The sequence below is a fragment of the Kitasatospora sp. NPDC057542 genome, assembly GCF_042801945.1.
Taxonomy (GTDB): domain Bacteria; phylum Actinomycetota; class Actinomycetes; order Streptomycetales; family Streptomycetaceae; genus Kitasatospora.
This window is the reverse complement of record NZ_JBHVFE010000140.1, coordinates 1-18914: the sequence shown is the minus strand read 5'-3', so window position 1 is coordinate 18914 and position 18914 is coordinate 1. Positions and strand designations below refer to the sequence as shown.

The following is an 18914-nucleotide window of genomic DNA, read 5'->3' as shown; positions in this document are numbered from 1 at the left end:
TGCTCGGGGTGTTGCGCCGGGTGGGGCTTGAGTGGGGTCGGGTTGCCGGGGATCCGCAGGCATGGCGACGTGCGCTGCCGGTGGATCCGGATCTCGGTCGTTATCCCGCTCCTTCTGAGGTCCTGCCGGTCCGCTTCGGTCGTTTCGTACGGGTCGCCGCGGTTGGCGGACGACCACCGGCGGTTGAGGCGACCAGCGAGGACACACGGACTTCTCGGCTCGGCCGGGTCGGTTCCAGGGTCCGACACGTGTTGCTCGGGGCTCCGCTGAGGAGCACCGCGATCGCGCATGAGCGGATGCGCAAGCTGGTGGCGTTGCCGGTGCTCTCCGCCGACGCGCTCTCCTCGGTCGCGTACGGACCTGAGGCGATGCTGGCCGTTCTCGTCCTCGCCGGTGCCGCCGGGTTGCGGTACTCGGTGCCGATCGCCGTGACGATCGTGTTCCTGATGCTCGCGGTCGGGGTGTCCTACCGCCAGACGATCCGCGCCTATCCGCACGGCGGTGGTTCGTACATCGTCGCCACCGCCAACCTGGGCCGCGTTCCCGGGCTGGCGGCCGCTGCCGGTCTGGTGACCGACTACATCCTCACGGTCGCGGTGTCGATCGCCTCCGGGATGGCGGCGGTCACCTCGGCGATCCCCTCGCTCGAACCCGACATCGTGCCGATCGGCGTCGTCGTGATCGCTGTGCTGCTCGCCGGGAACCTGCGCGGTGTGCGGCAGGCGGGTGCGCTGTTCGCCGCACCGACGTACGCCTTCGTCCTCGCGGTCCTCGCACTCGTCGCCGTGGGTCTGTCCGATGCGGCCGGCCACGGTTTCCACCCGCCGGCGACACCACAGCCGACCGCGACCGAGGGCATCAGCCTGCTCCTGGTCCTGCGTGCCTTCGCCTCCGGCTCGACGGCGATGACAGGCATCGAGGCGATCTCCAATGCGGTGCCCGCCTTCCAGCCGACCGAGTGGCGCAACGCCCGCACGACACTGACCTGGATGGTCGGCCTGCTCGTCGCCCTGTTCGCGGGCACGATCGCTCTGGTCCACCTCGACGGCGTCGTGCCCCGTGCGAACGAGACGGTGCTGTCACAGCTCGCCCATCACACCTTCGGCTCGGGTTTCTTCTACGTCTTCACCCAGGCCGCCACTGCCGCGATCCTGCTCCTCGCCGCCAACACCGCCTACAACGACTTCCCCCGCGTCCTGTACCTGCTGGCGCGCGACCGCCAGGCACCGCGGATCTTCCTGAGGCTGGGCGACCGCCTGGCCTTCAGCAACGGGATCATCCTGCTCTCCGTCGCGGCGGCGGCGATCTACGCGGCGTTCGGCGGCAAGACCGGCCCCCTGATCCCGCTCTATGCCGTCGGTGTCTTCCTCGCCTTCACACTGTCACAGACAGGCATGGTCGTGCACTGGTGGCGCCTGCGCGACCGCCACTGGCGCAAGAGCCTGGCCTTCAACGCCACCGGCGCCCTGCTCTCGGCGATCGTCTTCGTCACCGCCGGCATCACGAAGTTCACCGAGGGCGCCTGGTTCGCCGTGCTCACGGTGGGACTGTTCATCCTGGTGACGACACGAATCCGGCACCACTACGACACGGTCGGCGCGGCGATCGCCCTGCATCCCCATGCCGTCGAAGTCCCCAGCCGTACCATCACACCGCCGCGTTCGGGGGACGGCGCAACACGAGGCACCGCACAGACACCGGGCACCGCGCCCGGAGCGCCGTTCGAGACCACGGCCGAAGCGGAGAGCGAGGAGACTCCCGAGGAGATCCACCCCCTGTCGATCGTGCCGATCGCCGCACTGGACCAGGCCGGCATGCGAGCCCTGGCCTACGCCGCCTCGCTCCGGCAGCCCGTCCTCGCGCTCCACATCAGCCCCAGTTCGGACGAGGCCCAACGCTTCCGCGAGTACTGGAACCTGTGGGGCGACCACCTGCCGTTGAAGATCGTCCTCTCCCCCTATCGCGCGATCGTCGCACCGCTGGTCAACTACATCGAGTCGCTGCACCACCAGCGCCCGGACCTCACCCTGACCGTCATCCTCCCGGAGATCGTCGTACGGCACTGGCGCCACCGCCTCCTGCACAACCGACTCGCGGCCAGGCTACGGAGGGCGCTGCGCCCCCTGCCGAAGGTCGTCGTCACGACCGTCCCGTTCCACGTGTAGCACAGCGGCGGCACCGACAAACCCGACGTGTCCGACCGCGCACAGCGGCACATCCGCTTCGTCGGGCCACCGGGACGGTCCCTCGTCCGCCCTGGAAAAGCCGACCTTCGGCAAGGGCGGACGCAACGGATAGTCGGCCCCGGGCCGACCAGGGCACGGAGGTGGACACCAGGCCCCGTGGGCGGGCATGACAGGGCTCCGGTGGTGGCCCCAGACTCAATCTTGGACAATCAGGTCATGGCAGGCCTTGAGGCGAACCCCGGAACAGTGCACCTGGCCCATGGGGCGGGATACGTCAGCCCCGGCGTTGCGCTCGACGAGTCGGTCGGGGGCATTATTCGTATCGACGAGCACGGATGGGTGCACGTTACTCAGAAGGACGGATCTCGGGTGTCGTTCCCGCCGCATGCTGTGGAACGCATCAACTGGGGCGAGCCCGCTTCCCAGTAGGGCTTTGGTCAGGTTCGTGACGGTGTGGGTATGTCGCGGTGGCAGGTGGGGCAGGCGCCGGCCCAGGTCCCGAGAAGTATCTGCAGCTCGCGGACGACCTGGTAGAGGCTCAGACCGGCCCCGAGTCCTTGGGGGCGGTGGCCAGTCTACGCAGGGCGCGGAAGGCGCGGGCGAGTGACACGAGGGTGACGTGATGGTGCCAGCCGGTGAACGTGCGGCCCTCGAAGTGGGCCAGACCGAGAGCCTGCTTCATCTCCCGGTAATCATGCTCAACGCGCCAGCGGAGCTTGGCCATTCACACCAGAGTGGTCAGCGGGATGTCGGCGGGCAGGGCTCGTGTTGTCACCCGCTGTCCAACGGGCACGGCCGCCCCGTCGCACGCGGAGGCGCCCGTGTCGTGCCAGTGAGCACGCCGCGGGGCGCATTGTTCAGCCACGGCCGCCGGCCCGCCACCGCAAGCCGGCGGTGCGCCCCGGTGGGCGGGCCTGTCGGGGCGGAACCGGGTTGTCGTGACTGGAGGGTGGCCGCTGTGACGGATGACGCCCCCGGGGCGGTCGTCCCGGCCCGGATCGGCGGGCTGGCTCATCCGGTGTCTCCTTTCGGAGTCTTGTCGTCGACGATCTCCGCATCGACGACCTCCTCCTCATCGCCGTTCTGTGTCGGGCCGGTACCGGCCGCGGCTTGGGGGCCGCCGGCCTGGGCGTAGAGGGCGGTGCCGATCTTCTGTGCGACGGTGGCCGCGCGCTCCATCGAGGTACGGATGGCCGGGCTGTCCTCGCCCTTGAGCTTGTCCTTCAGGTCCGCCAGGGCCTCGTTCACCTCGGACGTGACGTCTGACGGGATCTTGTCCGGGTTGTCCCGGAGGAGTTTCTCGGTGGAGTAGACGAGGTGTTCGGCCTGGTTGCGGGTCTCGGCGGCCTCCTTGCGGCGACGGTCCTCCTCGGCGTGCTGCTCGGCCTCGCGCATCATGCGCTCGATGTCCTGCTTGGGCAGGGAGGAGCCGCCGGTGACGGTCATCCTCTGTTCCCGTCCGGTGCCGAGGTCCTTGGCGGCGACGTGCATGATGCCGTTGGCGTCGATGTCGAAGGTGACCTCGATCTGCGGCAGGCCGCGCGGCGCCGGCGGCAGGCCGGTCAGCTCGAACATGCCGAGCTTCTTGTTGTACGCGGCGATCTCGCGCTCGCCCTGGTAGACCTGGATCTGCACGGACGGCTGGTTGTCCTCGGCCGTGGTGAAGATCTCGGAGCGCCGGGTGGGGATCGTGGTGTTGCGCTCGATCAGCTTGGTCATGATGCCGCCCTTGGTCTCGATGCCGAGGGACAGCGGGGTGACGTCCAGCAGCAGGACGTCCTTGACCTCACCCTTGAGGACACCGGCCTGCAGGGAGGCGCCGACGGCGACGACCTCGTCCGGGTTGACGCCCTTGTGCGGGTCCTTGCCGGTCAGCTCCTTCACCAGACCGGTGACAGCCGGCATGCGGGTCGAACCGCCGACGAGGATGACGTGGTCGATGTCGGACACCTTGATCCCGGCGTCCTTCACCGCCTGGTGGAACGGGGTCTTGCAGCATTCCAGCAGGTCGGCGGTGAGCTGCTCGAACTGGGCGCGGGTGAGCTTCTCGTCCAGGTGCAGCGCGCCCTCGGCGGAGGCACTGATGTAGGGCAGATTGATCGTCGTCTCGCTCGTCGAGGACAGCTCGATCTTGGCCTTCTCGGCGGCCTCGCGCAGCCGCTGCGCGGCCATCTTGTCCTTCGACAGGTCGATGCCGTAGCCGTTCTTGAACTGCTGGACGAGGTGGTCGACGATCTTCTGGTCCCAGTCGTCGCCGCCGAGGTGGGTGTCGCCGTTGGTGGCCTTCACCTCCACCACGCCCTCGCCGATCTCCAGCAGGGAGACGTCGAAGGTGCCGCCGCCGAGGTCGAAGACCAGGATCGTCTGGTCACTCTCCTTGTCCAGCCCGTACGCGAGGGCCGCGGCGGTCGGCTCGTTGACGATGCGCAGCACCTTCAGGCCGGCGATCTCCCCGGCTTCCTTGGTGGCGGTGCGCTGGGAGTCGTTGAAGTAGGCGGGGACGGTGACGACGGCGTCGGTGACGTCTTCGCCGAGGTAGGCCTCGGCGTCGCGCTTGAGCTTCTGCAGTACGCGGGCGGAGATCTCCTGCGCCGTGTAGCGTTTTCCCTCGACGTCGCCGGTGTCGGGGAAGCGCCAGTGCGGGTCGCCCATGCGGCGCTTGACGGAGCGGGCGGTGCGGTCCACGTTCGTGACGGCCTGGCGTTTGGCGACTTCGCCGACCAGCACGTCGCCGCCCTTGGCGAACGCCACGACCGACGGGGTGGTGCGCGCCCCTTCCGCGTTGGGGATGACGGTGGGCTCGCCCCCCTCCAGGACACAGACGACGGAGTTCGTGGTGCCCAGATCGATACCGACGGAGCGAGCCATCGCGGGGTCTCCTCCCGCACGAGCGGATTCCTTGAGCCAACCCCCTCTGCCTCACTCGTAAAACGTGAATTGCTCGGTGTCAAGGGCTTGCGGGAGTCCGTTGGCGGGGGCCCGCGCCGGACCGCTGGGGCGGTGGCCCGCGCTGTTCAGTGTCGGGCCGCCCGCCGCGGGGCGGGAGGGGCCCCGGATCGGGGAACGTCAGGGGGTGCCGTCGTGGACGCGCCATTCAAGTATGCGGCGGTGTGGCTGCGGCGAACCGGTGATGCTGCCTGGGGTGAGCGTGCTGGCCCGCCAGCTGTCTGAGGCGTGGGCCCGGCGGCCACCGCCCCATGGCCCTCCAGCTTCCCCGGCACCGGCCCACGCCCGGGGAAGCGGTACTGGCCCGACCGCCGTGGATGCCCGGGCCGGGCACCGCAGCGTTAGTGCGGCATGACGAACGCGCCGAAACCGGGGGCGAGCGGCCCTCGCGCGGCGCCGGACGGCGGCACGGTGACCGGGTGCTCTGCTTCACCGACGGCCTGGTCGAGGAGCGCGAGGCCGGCGGGGAGCAGTTCGGGGAGGAACGGCTCATCGACTGGGTCAACCGCGTCGAGCGCTCGCAGGACGGGGTGCGGGCCGTGGTCCGCGCGCTCTCCCACGTCCTGAAGGAGAAGCGGGGCGGGCGCACGAGCGACGACGCCACCCCGTTCCTGATCGAGTGGCGCTGAGAGGGTCGGCACCCTCCACCACGGCTTTCGTGACCGGCCGGGCCGGCCCGGTGCGGGCGGAGTACCGTGGGGATATCGGGGCGGCCGGAGCCGCCGCTCCCCCGAGGGTCGGCTCTCGCTCAGCGGGGGCTGGGCCGCGTCCGCGGATAGGTGGCGGGCCATGTCGGACGAAGCCGGTGCTGCGTTCCCGGGACTTCTGCCGGACCGGTTCCGGCAGGCGACGAAGCCGGGGACGGTCCTGTTGCGGCTGGAGACCACACAGTCGCGCGAGGGCGTGCTCGACGGAGCGTGGTGGCCGCGTTCACGGGACGTCAGCACCGAACTGCCTGGTCTGGTCAGGGCGTTGACCGAACACCTCGGCCCCGTCGCGAGCGTCGGCCTGGACACGGAAGCCTGGGACGACGTACCGGCCCGGCTGGTCGTCGACGGCCGGTCGGTGCACATCGACCGGTACCCGGTCGGTGACGACACGGTGATCGTCACGCGGGGCGACCGCGATCACTTCAGTCTGCTCGTCGTCCCCCCGCAGGCGAGCCAGGAGGCGGCCCTGGCCGCGATGGCCCGCGCGGTCGAGGCCGGCGGAAGCGACTCGGCACGGCAGATCCTCGTCGCCACCGGCATCGGCTCCGAGCCACCGGGCGAAGCGTCCTGAGGAACGGCCTCGTGGGCCCGGCTCCTTCAGCGGACAGGAAAGGCGGGACGCAGAGATGTCCGTCTACGTGAAACTCTCGGCCGACGCCCGGGCGCCGGCGGAGCCCTCGAAGGGACCGCTGGACCTGCAGTACGAGGACGGTCCGGATGGCGTCACCTTCGAGTACGACCTGCACCCGAGCGGCGCGCTGCGCGTCCTGCGGGTCTTCGAGGACACGCCGCACCGGATCGAGGCGTGCTTCAGCTCCGGGGCATGGCTCCAGGTCGTGGGCACCTACCTGCGAAGCGGCTCCCAGTACTGACGGGAGTACTGACGGCGATCCGCACCGGGCGAACCGCAGGCCCTCGGCGGCGGTCGCCCCCGTCGCTCAGGGGTGCGCGGACCGGCCCCCGTGCCGGAACCCCCCTCTCACGGGCCAACCGGGTCGCCCGGGTGTCGAGCTCGCTGATCCGCTCCGCGTCCTCACTGGCCTCGGGCCGTTGGAGCACCGGCAGTTTCAGCTCGCCCGGGATCCGGGCGAGCCTCCCGTCGCGGCCCACGCCGAAGTCGACGGTCGCCAGGTAGGCGTCCTCGGTCGCCGCGCCGGTGCGCGGGTCCGGCCCGGCCGTGGCACAGGACAGCAGCACGCGGGCCTGGCGCTTGACGGGCTTGCTCTCCTGCCCGTAGCCGGCCGGGCTCTGCTCCTGCCGGTGGTACAGGACGGCGGACAGGACGGACACCACCCGCCGGCCGGCGACCGCGAAGCTGTCGCGGCGAAGGCCCGGACAGTCGCCGACCGGCGCGTTCGAGGCCACCCAGGTCAGTCCGCCGGACAACTCGGCGTTCAGGGCGTTGTCCGTCTGGTCGTAGAGCCGATCGCCGTCGCCCTCGTCGAAGCGGTAATACGCGAGCAGACCCGGCTCGTTGCCGATGAGCGAGGTACCCATCTCACGCTTGAGCTCCTCCCCGCCCCTCGCCCGGTTCCAGATCCGGACCTCGTCCAGCTCCATCCGGCCCGGACGTCCGATCGCCTTGCCGAGCGTCAGGATCCCCGTCCCCGCGTACGCGCCGCCGGCGGTCCGCCGCTCGATCTCCACACCGTCGCGGTAGACCACCTGCCGGCGCGAGGCGCGCTCGTGGACACAGGCCCAGTGGTGCCAGTCGGCGTCGGTGAACTTCTGTGTGGTCTTCAGGTCGTCCTTGTAGAAGGCAAAGGCGAAGGAGTTGTCGGAGCGGAAGCCGATCTGCAGGCTCTGGCGGCTCTTGCCCTTCGGATCGCCGTGCCCGACGGCGAAGTCGTCACGACCGCCGACCTCGGTGCGGCGCACCCAGAACTCCACCGTGAAGTCGCCCCCGGCGAGCGGGGCGTCGCGCCGGGTCTCGGCGAAGTCCTGCGCCCCGTCGAAGCTCATCGCCGCGCCGGCGTACCCGTCGGCGCCCGCCACCGGCACCAACGGCTGCTCGGTGAACGGGCAGGCGCCCGGCCCCCGTTCGTAGACCGTGTCCCGGTAGCGCGGGTCGGGGCTGGTCCAGGCCTGGGAGCCCTGAGTGTTGAACAGCCCGTCCTTGCCCTGTTCGACGTTGAAGGCGTCGATCCGCCCGGTCGCGTCGTTGTGCGCGAAGATCTGCCAGCGCTGCTGCCCGTGCACGGTGGTCGGCACCAGCAGCGCCGTGAACCGGCCGTCCGAGAGGTTCCGGACGAACGACAGCTCCTGCGTCGGCTCGTGGAACGGCCGGCCCGCCATGTCCGCCGTGCCCAGGCTGTCCTTGGCCGAGTGCGGCCGGGTCCGGTGTCGGCTGCGCCGGTAGCGCACCTCCAGCACCGGCTTCAACTCGCCTTCGGCCAACAGGAACCGGTCACAGAGCAGGGTGTCGGCGACCAGTGGCACCTTCGCGCCGACGGCGTCCCGCACGTAGTCCGTACGGGACGCGTCACCGGAGGAGCCGCCGCCGGTCCGCACGAGGACGGCGTCGGGGTGTCCGGCGCCGACGGACTGGCGCAGCACCACCAGGTGGGTGCCGTCGGAGACCACCTGGAACGGAGCATCGGCCGTCAACCGGGCCGTGGACGACAGGAAGGCGTCGATCTCCGCCTCCTCCAGCCGCTCGCCGGTCGCCGCCTCGATCCGTCCGCCGCGCTTCACCACCGGCAGCACCACGGCCCCCGCCACCGCGTAGCCCACCTCGGCGACCTCGGACGGGAACCGCAGCAGGACGGGGTTCTCCGACCAGTACGTCGTGTCCGGCTCGCCCTTCGTCTCGTCGTGCCGGCTGAGGTCCAGCACGGAGTAGACGATGCGCCGATCTTCGTCCATGGCGAAGGCGACCGTCGTGCCCTGATGCCGAACAGTCGTCGTATGCAGGTAAGAACGGTCGCTGTAGGCCTTGAGCAGGTGCTGGTTGTCGGACACGAGGGGCTCCTGGAACGCCGGTTGCGGTGACCACATCAGCTCTGCGCCCGGAACCATCCGCGACCCTTCGTGCACACAGTGCAACCGCAGTGTCGCAGGGGGTGATCGCCGTCAAGGGCGCATCCTGGACGCCTAACGCCACCATGGCCCACCCGGGCGCCCGCCTCCGCTGCCGTCGGCAGGCCCGGCTGCCGACCCATCGACCTGGACACGGCGCGACCGGCAACACGACGCACTCCCCTACAGCCCATTCATCTGGATCCGGATCACCAGGCACCTCAAGTGCGCCAACCGGGCCCCACCACGGTCGCCCGCAACGCACCGGGCCCAGCCGCGGCCAAGGCCCGCACACCGGCATGGGCCGGCGTCTGCGGGAACCGGTTCCAATCCAGAGCCGGGCCTTCAAACGCCACATGATCGCCATGCAGCGCGTCATGGGACACCCGCCCAGGGCCAGGCCGCCGGGCACCATTGCGTGTGTTGCCCGTTCACCGAGGCCGGTGGCCCGTACGGTGGTTCCCTCAAGCGCGCCCCATCCCCGCCGGTGCGGCCGATGGCGCCCGCACGCCGCGGCCTGGCGGCCGACTCCCTGCGGGCAGGCTGAGTCACGGAGGTGAAGTCGTGGAGCAGTGGGCCAGACGCGAGGACGAACGGCTGCTCACCGGCCGGGGCCGCTTCGTCGCCGACATCGAGGTACCGGGCTGCCTGGATGCGGCGTTCGTGCGCAGTGGCGTGGCCCACGGCGTGCTGCGCAGGGTGGACTGCGCCGCCGCCCGCGAGGTGCCGGGGGTAGTGGGGGCCTGGTCCGGCGCGGATCTGTCGGAGCCGGCACCGCCCGGGCCGACGGCCTCCGGCTCTCAGGGGCTTCCGGCGGTGCCGCACACGTTGCTGGCCGGGCTGTCCACGGAGGAGGCCGTGGCCGGCCGGGAGTGGCCGGCGCTCGCCAGGGACCGGGTGCGGTACGCGGGCGAGGCGGTGGCGGTGGTGCTGGGCGAGGACCGCTACCGGGCCGAGGACGGGGCGGCGGCGGTGTCCGTCCGGATCGACCCGCTGCCCGCGGTGGTCACCGCGGGCGCCGCGGCGGCGGACTCGGTCCGGCTGTTCGACGGTCTGAGCAACACCGCCTTCCGCGGGGAGGCCGGGAAGCCGATCGACGCTTCGGTGTGGCAGCGGGCCGCGGCGGTGGTGGAGGGCCGCTACCGCCAGCAACTCCTGCTGCCCTCCCCGATGGAGTGCCGGACGATCCTCGCCGTGCCCGAGGACGGCCGGCTGACCGTGTGGTCGGGGCACCAGATGCCCCACCGGCTGCGGCGCGAGCTGGCGGCGCTGTTGGGGTGGCCGCTCGACCGGGTGCGCGTGGTGGTCCCGGACACCGGCGGGGCGTTCGGGTCGAAGAGCGCGGCGTTCCCGGAGTTCGTCGTGGTCGCCCACCTGGCGGTGCGGCTGGGCCGGCCGGTGCGGTGGATCGAGGACCGGCTGGAGTCGATGACGGCCGCCACCCGGGGCCGGGGGCAGGACCAGCGGGCGCGGCTCGCCGCCGACGCCGACGGACGGCTGCTCGCCTACGAGTTGGAGGTCGACGCCGACGTGGGCGCCTACCCCCACCTCGGCGCCGGGCTGCCGATGCAGACCGCCTGGATGGCCACCGGCCCGTACGCGACCCCGCAGGTGCACGCGACCGTCCGTTCGGTGCTGACCAACACCATGGTGACGTACCCGTACCGCGGTGCCGGCCGGCCGGAGGCGGCGATCGCGCTGGAGCGGTCCATGGACCTGCTGGCCCGTGAACTCGACATCGACCCGGCCGAATTGCGGCGGCGCAACTTCATCCCGCCGGACCGGTTCCCGTACCGGACGCCCACCGGCCGGTGCTACGACAGCGGGAACTACGCCGCCGCGCTGGACCTGGCGCTGGAGACCCTGGACTACCCCGGGTGGCGGGCCGAGCAGGCCCGGCGCCGAACGGATCCCAACGCGCTGCCGCTGGGCATCGGCCTGTCCTGCTACGTGGAACGCTCCGGCGGGGAGCCTGGCGGGCTGCACGAGTTCGGCGGCGTCGAGGCCACGGCGGACGGCACGGTCGTCGTCCGGTGCGGCGCGGCCTGCGCCGGCCAGGGGCACGAGACGGTCTTCCCCGCGCTGGTGGCCGAGGCCCTGGGCGTGGACGCGAGCCGGGTCCGGCTGGTCGAGGGGGACACCAGCGAGCAGCCCGAGGGCCTGGGCTCCTTCGCCAGCCGCTCCGCCCAGGTGGCCGGCGCGATGCTGCGACACACCTCTCAGTTGCTGGTCGCCGAGGCGCGGGAGCGGGCCGCGCGGCTGTGGGACGTTCCGTCCGAGGCCGTGGGCTGGTCCGACGGCGCCGCACAGCTCGGCCGGAGCGGCTCGCAGGCGATCGGACTGGCCGAGCTGGTGCGGGCCACCGGGCCGCTGCGGGTGGACGACCGGTTCGAGACGGGCACGGCCTTCCCCTTCGGCGCCCATGCGGTGGTGGCCGAGGTCGATCCGGAGCTGGGCACCGTACGACTGCTGCGGGTGGTGGCCGTGGACGACTGCGGGGTGCAGCTCAACCCGGTGATCGTGCGCGGGCAGGCCTTCGGGTCGGCGGTGCAGGGCATCGGCCAGGCCCTGTACGAGGGGATCCCCTACCGGGACGACGGCGTACCCCTGTTGGCCTACGGGCTGCTGGACTACCTGCTGCCGACCTTCACCGAAGTGCCGTCCATCGAGGTCAGGGACACCTGCACCCCGGGCCCGGGCACGCCACTGGGCGCCAAGGGGGCGGGTGAGTCGGGCTGCATCGGCACTCCGGCCGCGGTCGTCAACGCCGTGGTCGACGCGCTGCGGATCGCCGACCCCGACCTGTTGCAGATGCCGCTCACCCCGGATGTGGTGTGGCGGGCGGCCCGTGCCCCGAAGCTCACGGAGGCGCCCCGATGAAGCCCGCCTCCTTCGACTACGCCGTACCGCGCACGGTGCCCGAGGCCGTCGAGCTGCTCGGCTCCGCCGACGGGACGGCCCGCGTGCTCGCCGGCGGGCAGAGCCTGATCCTCGACATGCGGCTGCAGCGCGTGCGCCCCGGGCTGGTGGTCGACATCAACCGCGTCGCCGGGCTCGACCGGATCGACGCGGACGACCGCACCCTGCGGGTGGGCGCCCTGGTGCGGCACCGCGCGTTCGAATCGACGCGGTCCGTCCCGGGCCCGCTCGGTGCGCTGTTCGCCCGCGCGGTGGTCCACATCGCCCACCCGCCCATCCGCACCCGCGGCACGATGGCGGGCAGCTTCGCCTGGGCGCATCCCGCCTCCGAGTGGTGCGCCGTGGGCACCGCCTTGGACGCCGGCATCGAGCTGCACGGCCCGCTGGGCACGCGCAGCGTCGCGGCCCGGGACTACTTCCGGGGGCCGCACGTGACCGCGCGCCGACCGGACGAGCTGCTCACCGCGGTGACCTTCCCGCTGCTCGACGAGGACACCGGGGTCGGCTTCACCGAGCACCGCCGTACGCACTTCTGCTTCGCCCAGGTCGCGGTCGCCGCCGCCCTGACGGTGCGGGACGGAGTGGTCGCCGAGGCCCGCATCGGTCTGGCCAACTGCGCCGACCGGCCGCTGCGGGCCCGCGCGGCGGAGCAGGCGCTGATCGGCTCCGAGGCCCGGGCACCCGCCGACGGGCACCGGCTGCCCGAGGGGCACCCGTTCACCCGGGCCGGCCGGATCGCCGCCGAGCAGGACGCCGCACCCGTGCCGGAGCCGTACGCCGATGTCGAGTACAAGCGGCACGCCATCGCGGTCCTGGTCGCCAGGACGCTGCACCAGGCGGCGCGGGACCTGCGATCCCGCCGCACCGAGCCGGACGGAGACCGCGCATGAGGATCACCCTGACCGTCAACGGCGAGGCGTACGAACTCGACGTGGAGCCCCGCCGCATCCTCGCCGACGTGCTGCGGGAGGACTGTCGGCTGACCGGCACCCACCTGGGCTGCGAGCACGGCGTCTGCGGGGCGTGCACGGTGCTGGTGGACGGCGAGGCGGTCCGTTCCTGCCTCGTGTTCGCCGTGCAGTGCGACGGGAGCTCGGTGCGCACCGTGGAGGGCCTCGCCGGGCCCGGCGGCGATCCCCATCCGCTCCAGCGCGCGTTCTCCGCCGAACACGCCCTGCAGTGCGGCTTCTGCACGCCGGGGTTCCTCGTGGTGGCCGCCGGCGCCCTTGCGGCCGATCCCGGTCTCGCCGACTCCCCCGAGCGGGTCGACGCCCTGGTCGGTTCCAACCTCTGCCGGTGCACCGGCTACGAACCCATCCGCCGCGCGATCCTGCGGGCCGCCCGCGAGCAGTACGCGCCGCGCCCGGACGGCGCGCGGGGCCCGCGGTGACGGCCGTCCGCTCACGGCCGCTTCCGGGTCCGGTCGTCGGCACCGGCGGCCGCGTCCGGACCGTCGAGGCCCAACCTGCGCCCGAGGCTGACTCCTTGGCGGTGGATGGCGGTGCCCTCCGCGAGGCGGAGCCGCTCCCAGGCCCGCAGGGCGGTGTCCGCGGACGGCGCTTGCCGCAGGGCCTGGAAGAGGGTGATGGCGTCGGCAGCGGCCTTCTCCGTGCTGGCGGCGGTGTGGGGCCGGACCACGAAGGCGGCGTCCCCGGTCAGCAGGATCCGGTGGTTGCGCATCCTGGTGGCGCGTGCGTCGAGGATCGCCTGCAGGAAGGGCTCCGCGGTGTGTTCCACCAGTTGGCACAGGGGCGGCGGGAGCGTCGAGCGTGCGCGGGTCAGGAGGTCGGTGTGGACCTGGGGTGCGAGCAGTCCCGGCGGCAGTGACAGCCCGTGGTGGGTACCGTTCCGGTCGGTGGTGATGCGGGCGAGTTCGGGCCGGTCCGCCCGCGTGTACCAGACCCAGTTCAATCGGCGGCGGCCCGTTGCGGTGGTGCCGAAGCCGCCCGGGATGAAGTAGCAGAGCAACTGGCTGCGGTCCCCGTCCCAGAAGCTGAACCGGTCGTCGAAGCGCGTCGCCAGTTCCCGGGGGAGGTCGGCTTCGTCGACGACGCCGCGGTAGGCGACGTAGCCGGCGTAGCGCGGCGCACCGTCCGGTGTGACGAGTCCGCGGTGCCGGGAGGCGGATCCGTCCGCGATGATCGCCAGGTCGACTGCCCGGGCCGCCTCGCCGACGTGGACGGTGGCCCCCGCGGGGCTGGGTGCGAGGGCGGTCACCGGCTGCCCGTCGTGGTAGCGCTCGGCGGGCAGCACGTCCCGTAGGGCCTGGTAGATCGTTCCCCAGGAGATCATCCGCTGCCGCATGGGCATGATCCGCACGTTCCCGTCCCCGGTGAAGAACTGCCGATGGGTGACGGGGACGCTGACCTGGTCCGGATCGACGCCGCAGAACTCGCGCAGGAACCAGGCGACGCCCGGTTGCAGCACGATGCCGGCGCCGCGGTCGTCGGGGCGGCCCGTGGAGCGTTCCCAGACGTCCACGTCCAGGCCGAGCCCGGTGAGCGCGACGGCATGGAACAGGCCTGCGAGCGACCCGCCGACGATGCCGACCGAGGTGATGTCGGGTGTTGCGGTCATCGTGAGCACCTCCCTTCCTCGCACCCGGCTCCGGCCTGCGGCCGGCCCGTCCGCTCTTCCAGGGCTTCGGTGAGCCGCTCGACGTCGACCGCGCCGTTGATCGCACGCTCACCCAGGACGAACAGCGGCACACCGCGCAGCCTCAGCCGCCGGGCGAGCTCCTCGTCCTCACGCACGGCCCTCTCCAGCACCGGGTCGTCCAGCCGCTGCGCCACGCCGGGGGCGAGGCCTTCGTCCTCACCCAGTCGGGCCAGCACGGCCGGGTCGCCGATGTCCTGCCCCTCGGCGAAGTAGGCGGCGAACAGCCGGTCCGCCATGGCGGCGCCCAGCCCCGTCTCGCGCTGTGCCAGGGCGATCAGACGGTGTCCGGCCCGGGTGTTCGGTGTCCTGGCGATCTTCTCGTAGTCGAAGGCGATGCCGTCGCCTCGGCCGGCCAGGACCGTGCCGTGGTCGAGTTGCCGCGACCGTTCCCAGCTGCCGAACTTCGCGCTTCGGTAGGTGCGCCGGTCCATCCCCGCCAGGGGCATGGCCGGGTTCAGCTCGAACGCGCGGTGACGGATCCGGAACTGGGCGCCGGTGCGTCCTTCGACGGTGTCGACCGCCTGCTTCAAGCGGCGTCCGCCGATGTAGCACCAGGGGCAGATCAGATCGCTGAACACGTCGATCGTGACCATGGGCCCTCCTCTTCCCTCCTCATCGGACCGACTAGTCTGTTCGATCCGAACGGCAATCGAGCCGAACCCATTCCCACACCCGTCGGAGGCGCCGATGACCAGCCCTGAAGCGACCCGCGCCAAGATCGTCGGAGCCGCCGCCGATCTGTTCGCCCGCTGCGGAGTCCGTGCGGTGGGGATCAACGAGATCTGGCGTGCGGCGGAGGTCGCCAAGTCGACGCTCTACCAGCACTTCCGCTCGAAGGACGAGCTGGTGGCGGCGGTCCTGCGCCGGCGCAACGACGCGTGGTGCGCGCGACTGCGCGCGCTCGCCGAGAGCCTCGACGCACCGGCCGACCGGCTCCTCGCCATCCTCGACCTGCTCGGCGAGGAGTTCGCCGATCCCGCCTACCGGGGCAACGACCTGGTGAACGTCGCCGCCGAGTACCCCGACCCCGACCACCCCGTACGGGCCGCCATCCGGGACCACAAGCGGGAGATCCTCCACTACCTCACCGACCTCGCCACCGCCGCGGGAGCGGACGCCCCGGAGCGGGCCGCCGCCCTGGTGCTCATGCTCGCTGATGGGGCCGTATGCGCCCGGGTCGGTCTCGGTGACGCCGACGCCGCCCGCACCGCGCGCACGGCAGCGGCACGACTGCTGCCGGCCGGCCCGTCGAGCGCCGCCACCCCCTGACGCGGGATCAGGCACCGGACCGGGCCGCCGGGACGGGGCAACGGCTCCCGCCGGACGCCAGGCGGTCCGATCGGCATGACGGTGACGGACGTTCCGTGCACACGGCCAGGCAGAAGCAGGCGGACGCACCGGCCTGGCCGGCCTTCCACCGCGACAGCATCCGCCGGTACGCCGCGCTGACCACCCGGCCGGCGGCGACGGTGTCCCGCTGGGAGCCCAGGCGACCGGCGCCGACGAGAAGCCGAAGGCGCCGGGCAGGCGGCGGGAACCGCTGCCTGCCCGGTGGGCCCGCTGGTGTTCCCGCCTCAGGCGAAGTGCCGGATGGTGGCCGGTTCGGCGGGCTCGTACGGGTGCCACCGGTCCGCGGCGGGCCGGCCCGTGGCGGCGAACGCCGCCACCGCGCGGGAGAACTCCCGCCCGAGGGCACGGACGGCCTCGGTGACCTCGCCGAGCATGGGGCTGTCCGGGTAGGCGCCGAAGGTGTCGAAGAAGAAGGGGAGTTCGACGCAGTGCGTGGCACCCAGTCGGGCCGGGTCCGGAGCCGGGGTGTGGTCGAGCCGGTAGACATAGGTGGCGTGGCCGGCCGTGGCGTGGTGGTCGGCGACGGCGAGGGTCCCGTCGCGGAACAGGGCCCCGGTGCCGACCTCGGTGAGGACCTCGCCCGGCGTCGCGCCCGGCGTCCTGGCCGCGGCGTCGGCGAACCGCCCTGCGCCGCCCTCGACCAGTGCCGCCGCGATCGAGCGGGCCTGCCCGTCGGTGGCGGACCGGATGAACGGGTCGAACGCGAAGAACGCCGTCATCTCGTCCCTGGTGATCCCGGCCAGCAACTGTTTGCCGTCCAGGCGCCCGTCCGCCAGGGCCTGCTGCCAGGTCGCCGGCATGCCGAAGGAGCCGAGGACGGGGTACATCGGCGGAGCGACGCTGCCCGGGCGGGAGACGTCCCGGGCGAGCTGCCGGTAGGCGGCGAGCAGGTGCTCGGCCGGGACGGTGCGCAGCGCGGCCAGCGGGTCGGAGCTGCGGTCCAGGCCGAGGATCCCGAGGAAGCGGCGGGCGTGGTCGGCCGCCTCCGCCGGGTCCTGCGGCGGGAGCCCGAAGGGGCCGCTCTGGGCGATGACCCGCTCGATCCACGGGCCCGTGTCCGGTGAGAGGGCGAGGTGGAGGGCCGAGAACGCGCCGGCGGACTGGCCGCCGACGGTGAGGAGTTCCGGGTCCCCTCCGAAGGCGGCGATGTTGCTCCTCACCCAGGCGAGGACGGCGGCCTGGTCCCGCGCCCCGAGGTTGTCGACGCCGAGGTCCGGGAGGTAGAGGTATCCGAGGGGGCCGAGTCGGTAGTTGGCGGTGACGACGACGAGGTCCCCGGCGGCGAGGTTGCGGCCGTCGTACCAGTCCCAGCCGCCGGATCCGCTGGTGAATCCGCCGCCGTGGAATCACTCGCCTTTAGGCGAGTGAGGATGTCAACTCAACCGCCCCACCGACGGCGGCAACACCTGGTCCGGGTGGGCCCACAGCAGCGGCGGCCCCTCCCCCTCCGTCGCCGCACCCGAGATCCACGGCGTCCCGGGCGGCGAGGTATTCGCCGTGCTCTCCTGGGGCAGCGACACCGCCCCCTTCAAACGCCACATGATCGTGATGAAGCGCGTCATGTGACACCTGCTCAGGACCAGGTGCGGCCTTGTCCATGAATCCTGGCAGAACACCTCCAGGAACTCGGCGTCACCCAGGTCGTCGTCTGCGGACTCTCCGCCGCCATCGGTGTCGAGTCCACCGCCCGGCAGGCCCACGAGCACGGCTTCCACGTGGCGCTGCCCCTCGGCGCCATGACCGACCTCGACGCCGCCACGCACGAGAACTCGGCCACGTTGATCTTCCCCCGCCTCGGAGAGACGGGGGCCACCGCCGAGGTCCTCGCCCACATCGGTGCCTGACCCCCTCCGCCGTCGCGGCCGAGACCCGGCCGCCGCCACCGTCGCCCGGACCACCCCGCCGATCAGCGCGTGCGAGGAACCGGAGGGGATCCTGAGGAACCACGTGGCCAGGTTCCCCAGGATGCTGCCGGTCAGACCGGCGCACACCGCGGTCAGGGTCACCTCCCCACTGGTGGGCGGGGTGGTCCGTACCGTCGGAGCGGCGATCGTTCGGGAACGGCATCCTCGGTGTCGGTGAACTCCCCGACGGTCTCGGCTACTTTCCGCCCTGAGCGAGGCCCGGTGGCTGCTCAGCGGCGGGGCGGCCCCCGATGACCGTGGCATCGGATCCGCTGCCCTCGCCGCCGTCCCGCTCCCGGACGGCGGTGCCCAGTTGCCACGCCTCGATGTCGCGGTAGCGGATGGGGCCGGGGCCGCGGCCGGTGTTGCTGCCGACGAGGTGGAGGTGTTCGGTCCGCCAGGGCCGGCCCACGAAGCCGGTGAGCCCGGCGGCGGCCTGCGGCACGCTGACTGGGTCGTCGCGGCGGGACCGCGCCAACGTCAGGTGGGGGCGCAGCGGGCGGTCCTTGAGGTCGATTCCGCAGGATCTGATCAGGTCGCGGACGTCGCGGGCGAGCTGGTGGAGTCCCTCCAGGTCTCCGTCGATTCCGGTCCACAGGAGTCGCTGGTCGAAGTGGCCGCCGCCGCGTAGGCCGAGATGCAGGGCGGGGTGGGATGCGGCCGGGGTGGCGAGTGCCGACCGCAGCAGCGGTACCGCTGTGGACGGCTGTTCGCCGAGGAAGGCCAGGGTGATGTGCCAGTCCTCGATCCGGTTCCACCGTAGCCGCGGGTACCTGGCGTAGGCGGGTTGCAGGGCCTGGGCCAGTTCGTTCTTGGCGTCGTCGGGTGGGGCCAGGGCGACGAAGATGCGCAGGGTCGGGGGTTGGGGGTGTTCGTCCACGAGGGGGGAGGTTACCCCGGGGGGCGGCCGCCGTTGTGGGGATGGCGGCCGCTCGGGGTGTGGGGCGGTGGCGGGTCGGCGTCGCTGGGTGGTGACGGCAAGGCCGGGGGCGGACGGGTGAGGCCTGCTGCAGCGCCGGTCAGGGCAGCAGCTGGGCGGGGACGTCGGTGGCCCGGGTGAACACCGAGAGCGGGTACTGGGTGTCGCAGTACTTGTTGCCGGTGGAGACCACGCCGATCACCACACCGCCGACCACCAGCGGCCCGCCCGAGTCCCCCTTGCAGACGCTGTCCGTCGTACCGGCCCGCGGCAGACCGCAGACCTTGAACTGCGGGGAGTCGCC

The 18914-nt window shown here is 72.3% G+C and carries 13 protein-coding genes and 4 pseudogenes; 9 read left to right on the top strand and 8 right to left on the bottom strand.

Going from position 1 to position 18914, the window contains the following annotated elements; all coding sequences use genetic code 11:
• The first annotated feature begins 296 nt into the window (after window positions 1-296).
• The gene (locus ACFU7Y_RS19430) at window positions 297-2165 is read left to right on the top strand and encodes an APC family permease (protein ID WP_380768983.1); all 1869 of its coding nucleotides are present in this window, start codon (window positions 297-299) and stop codon (window positions 2163-2165) included.
• A gap of 559 nt (window positions 2166-2724) precedes the next feature.
• Here ACFU7Y_RS19430 and ACFU7Y_RS19425 read toward each other — a convergent pair.
• Both ACFU7Y_RS19425 and dnaK read right to left on the bottom strand, forming a co-directional pair.
• Window positions 2725-2910: pseudogene (locus ACFU7Y_RS19425) on the bottom strand (IS701 family transposase); the annotation flags it as partial.
• Window positions 2911-3197: 287 nt separating this feature from the next.
• Window positions 3198-5054 (bottom strand): molecular chaperone DnaK, encoded by a 1857-nt coding sequence (gene dnaK / locus ACFU7Y_RS19420; RefSeq protein WP_380768979.1) that lies wholly within the window; start codon window positions 5052-5054, stop codon window positions 3198-3200.
• 449 nt (window positions 5055-5503) lie between these two features.
• Between dnaK and ACFU7Y_RS19415 the strand changes: the two are divergent.
• From ACFU7Y_RS19415 to ACFU7Y_RS19405, 3 genes and pseudogenes are all read left to right on the top strand, one after another.
• A pseudogene (locus tag ACFU7Y_RS19415) lies at window positions 5504-5761 on the top strand (SpoIIE family protein phosphatase); the annotation flags it as partial.
• A 160-nt stretch (window positions 5762-5921) separates the two neighbouring features.
• Complete coding sequence (locus tag ACFU7Y_RS19410) at window positions 5922-6413, top strand: DUF5994 family protein (RefSeq protein ID WP_380768977.1); 492 nt, start codon at window positions 5922-5924, stop codon at window positions 6411-6413.
• Window positions 6414-6468: 55 nt separating this feature from the next.
• Entirely contained in the window at window positions 6469-6714 is a 246-nt protein-coding gene (locus ACFU7Y_RS19405) for a hypothetical protein (protein ID WP_224277053.1), read from the top strand.
• Here the strand turns inward: ACFU7Y_RS19405 and ACFU7Y_RS19400 are convergent.
• Window positions 6653-8803 (bottom strand): LamG domain-containing protein, encoded by a 2151-nt coding sequence (locus tag ACFU7Y_RS19400; RefSeq protein ID WP_380768975.1) that lies wholly within the window; start codon window positions 8801-8803, stop codon window positions 6653-6655. The genes ACFU7Y_RS19405 and ACFU7Y_RS19400 overlap by 62 nt on opposite strands.
• A 621-nt stretch (window positions 8804-9424) precedes the next feature.
• Here ACFU7Y_RS19400 and ACFU7Y_RS19395 point away from each other — a divergent pair.
• From ACFU7Y_RS19395 to ACFU7Y_RS19385, 3 genes are read left to right on the top strand one after another with little or no spacing between them, the layout of a single operon-like run.
• Window positions 9425-11740: a xanthine dehydrogenase family protein molybdopterin-binding subunit gene (locus ACFU7Y_RS19395; RefSeq protein ID WP_380768973.1), complete on the top strand. Its 2316-nt coding sequence runs from the start codon at window positions 9425-9427 to the stop codon at window positions 11738-11740.
• Window positions 11737-12669, top strand: a complete 933-nt coding sequence (locus ACFU7Y_RS19390) for a xanthine dehydrogenase family protein subunit M (RefSeq protein WP_224277061.1) — start codon at window positions 11737-11739, stop codon at window positions 12667-12669. Before ACFU7Y_RS19395 ends, ACFU7Y_RS19390 begins: the two co-directional genes overlap by 4 nt.
• A complete protein-coding gene (locus ACFU7Y_RS19385; protein ID WP_224277063.1) occupies window positions 12666-13169 on the top strand; it encodes a (2Fe-2S)-binding protein in 504 nt (167 codons plus the stop codon). The genes ACFU7Y_RS19390 and ACFU7Y_RS19385 overlap by 4 nt, the downstream gene beginning before the upstream one ends.
• 11 nt (window positions 13170-13180) lie before the next feature.
• Here the strand turns inward: ACFU7Y_RS19385 and ACFU7Y_RS19380 are convergent, their stop codons facing one another.
• Window positions 13181-14356 (bottom strand): hypothetical protein, encoded by a 1176-nt coding sequence (locus ACFU7Y_RS19380; RefSeq protein ID WP_224277065.1) that lies wholly within the window; start codon window positions 14354-14356, stop codon window positions 13181-13183.
• Window positions 14353-15030 carry a DsbA family oxidoreductase gene (locus ACFU7Y_RS19375; RefSeq protein ID WP_224277067.1) on the bottom strand — a complete coding sequence of 226 codons (678 nt, stop codon included), beginning with the start codon at window positions 15028-15030 and terminating at the stop codon, window positions 14353-14355. The genes ACFU7Y_RS19380 and ACFU7Y_RS19375 overlap by 4 nt, the downstream gene beginning before the upstream one ends.
• A gap of 94 nt (window positions 15031-15124) precedes the next feature.
• Here ACFU7Y_RS19375 and ACFU7Y_RS19370 point away from each other — a divergent pair, with 94 nt between their 5' ends.
• A complete protein-coding gene (locus ACFU7Y_RS19370; protein WP_224277069.1) occupies window positions 15125-15706 on the top strand; it encodes a TetR/AcrR family transcriptional regulator in 582 nt (193 codons plus the stop codon).
• A 305-nt stretch (window positions 15707-16011) separates the two neighbouring features.
• Here ACFU7Y_RS19370 and ACFU7Y_RS19365 read toward each other — a convergent pair.
• Window positions 16012-17121 (bottom strand): annotated as a pseudogene (locus ACFU7Y_RS19365) (carboxylesterase family protein); the annotation flags it as partial.
• A 267-nt stretch (window positions 17122-17388) separates the two neighbouring features.
• On the opposite strand from ACFU7Y_RS19365, the gene ACFU7Y_RS19360 reads away from it, so the two are divergent.
• Window positions 17389-17631, top strand: a complete 243-nt coding sequence (locus ACFU7Y_RS19360; RefSeq protein ID WP_380768981.1) for an isochorismatase family protein — start codon at window positions 17389-17391, stop codon at window positions 17629-17631.
• A 367-nt stretch (window positions 17632-17998) separates the two neighbouring features.
• Here the strand turns inward: ACFU7Y_RS19360 and thpR are convergent.
• Together thpR and ACFU7Y_RS19350 are read right to left on the bottom strand one after the other, a co-directional pair.
• Window positions 17999-18571, bottom strand: a pseudogene (thpR, locus tag ACFU7Y_RS19355) (RNA 2',3'-cyclic phosphodiesterase); the annotation flags it as partial.
• 139 nt (window positions 18572-18710) lie between these two features.
• Window positions 18711-18914: trypsin-like serine protease (locus ACFU7Y_RS19350; protein ID WP_380768970.1), on the bottom strand; the 204-nt coding region annotated here is incomplete at its 5' end.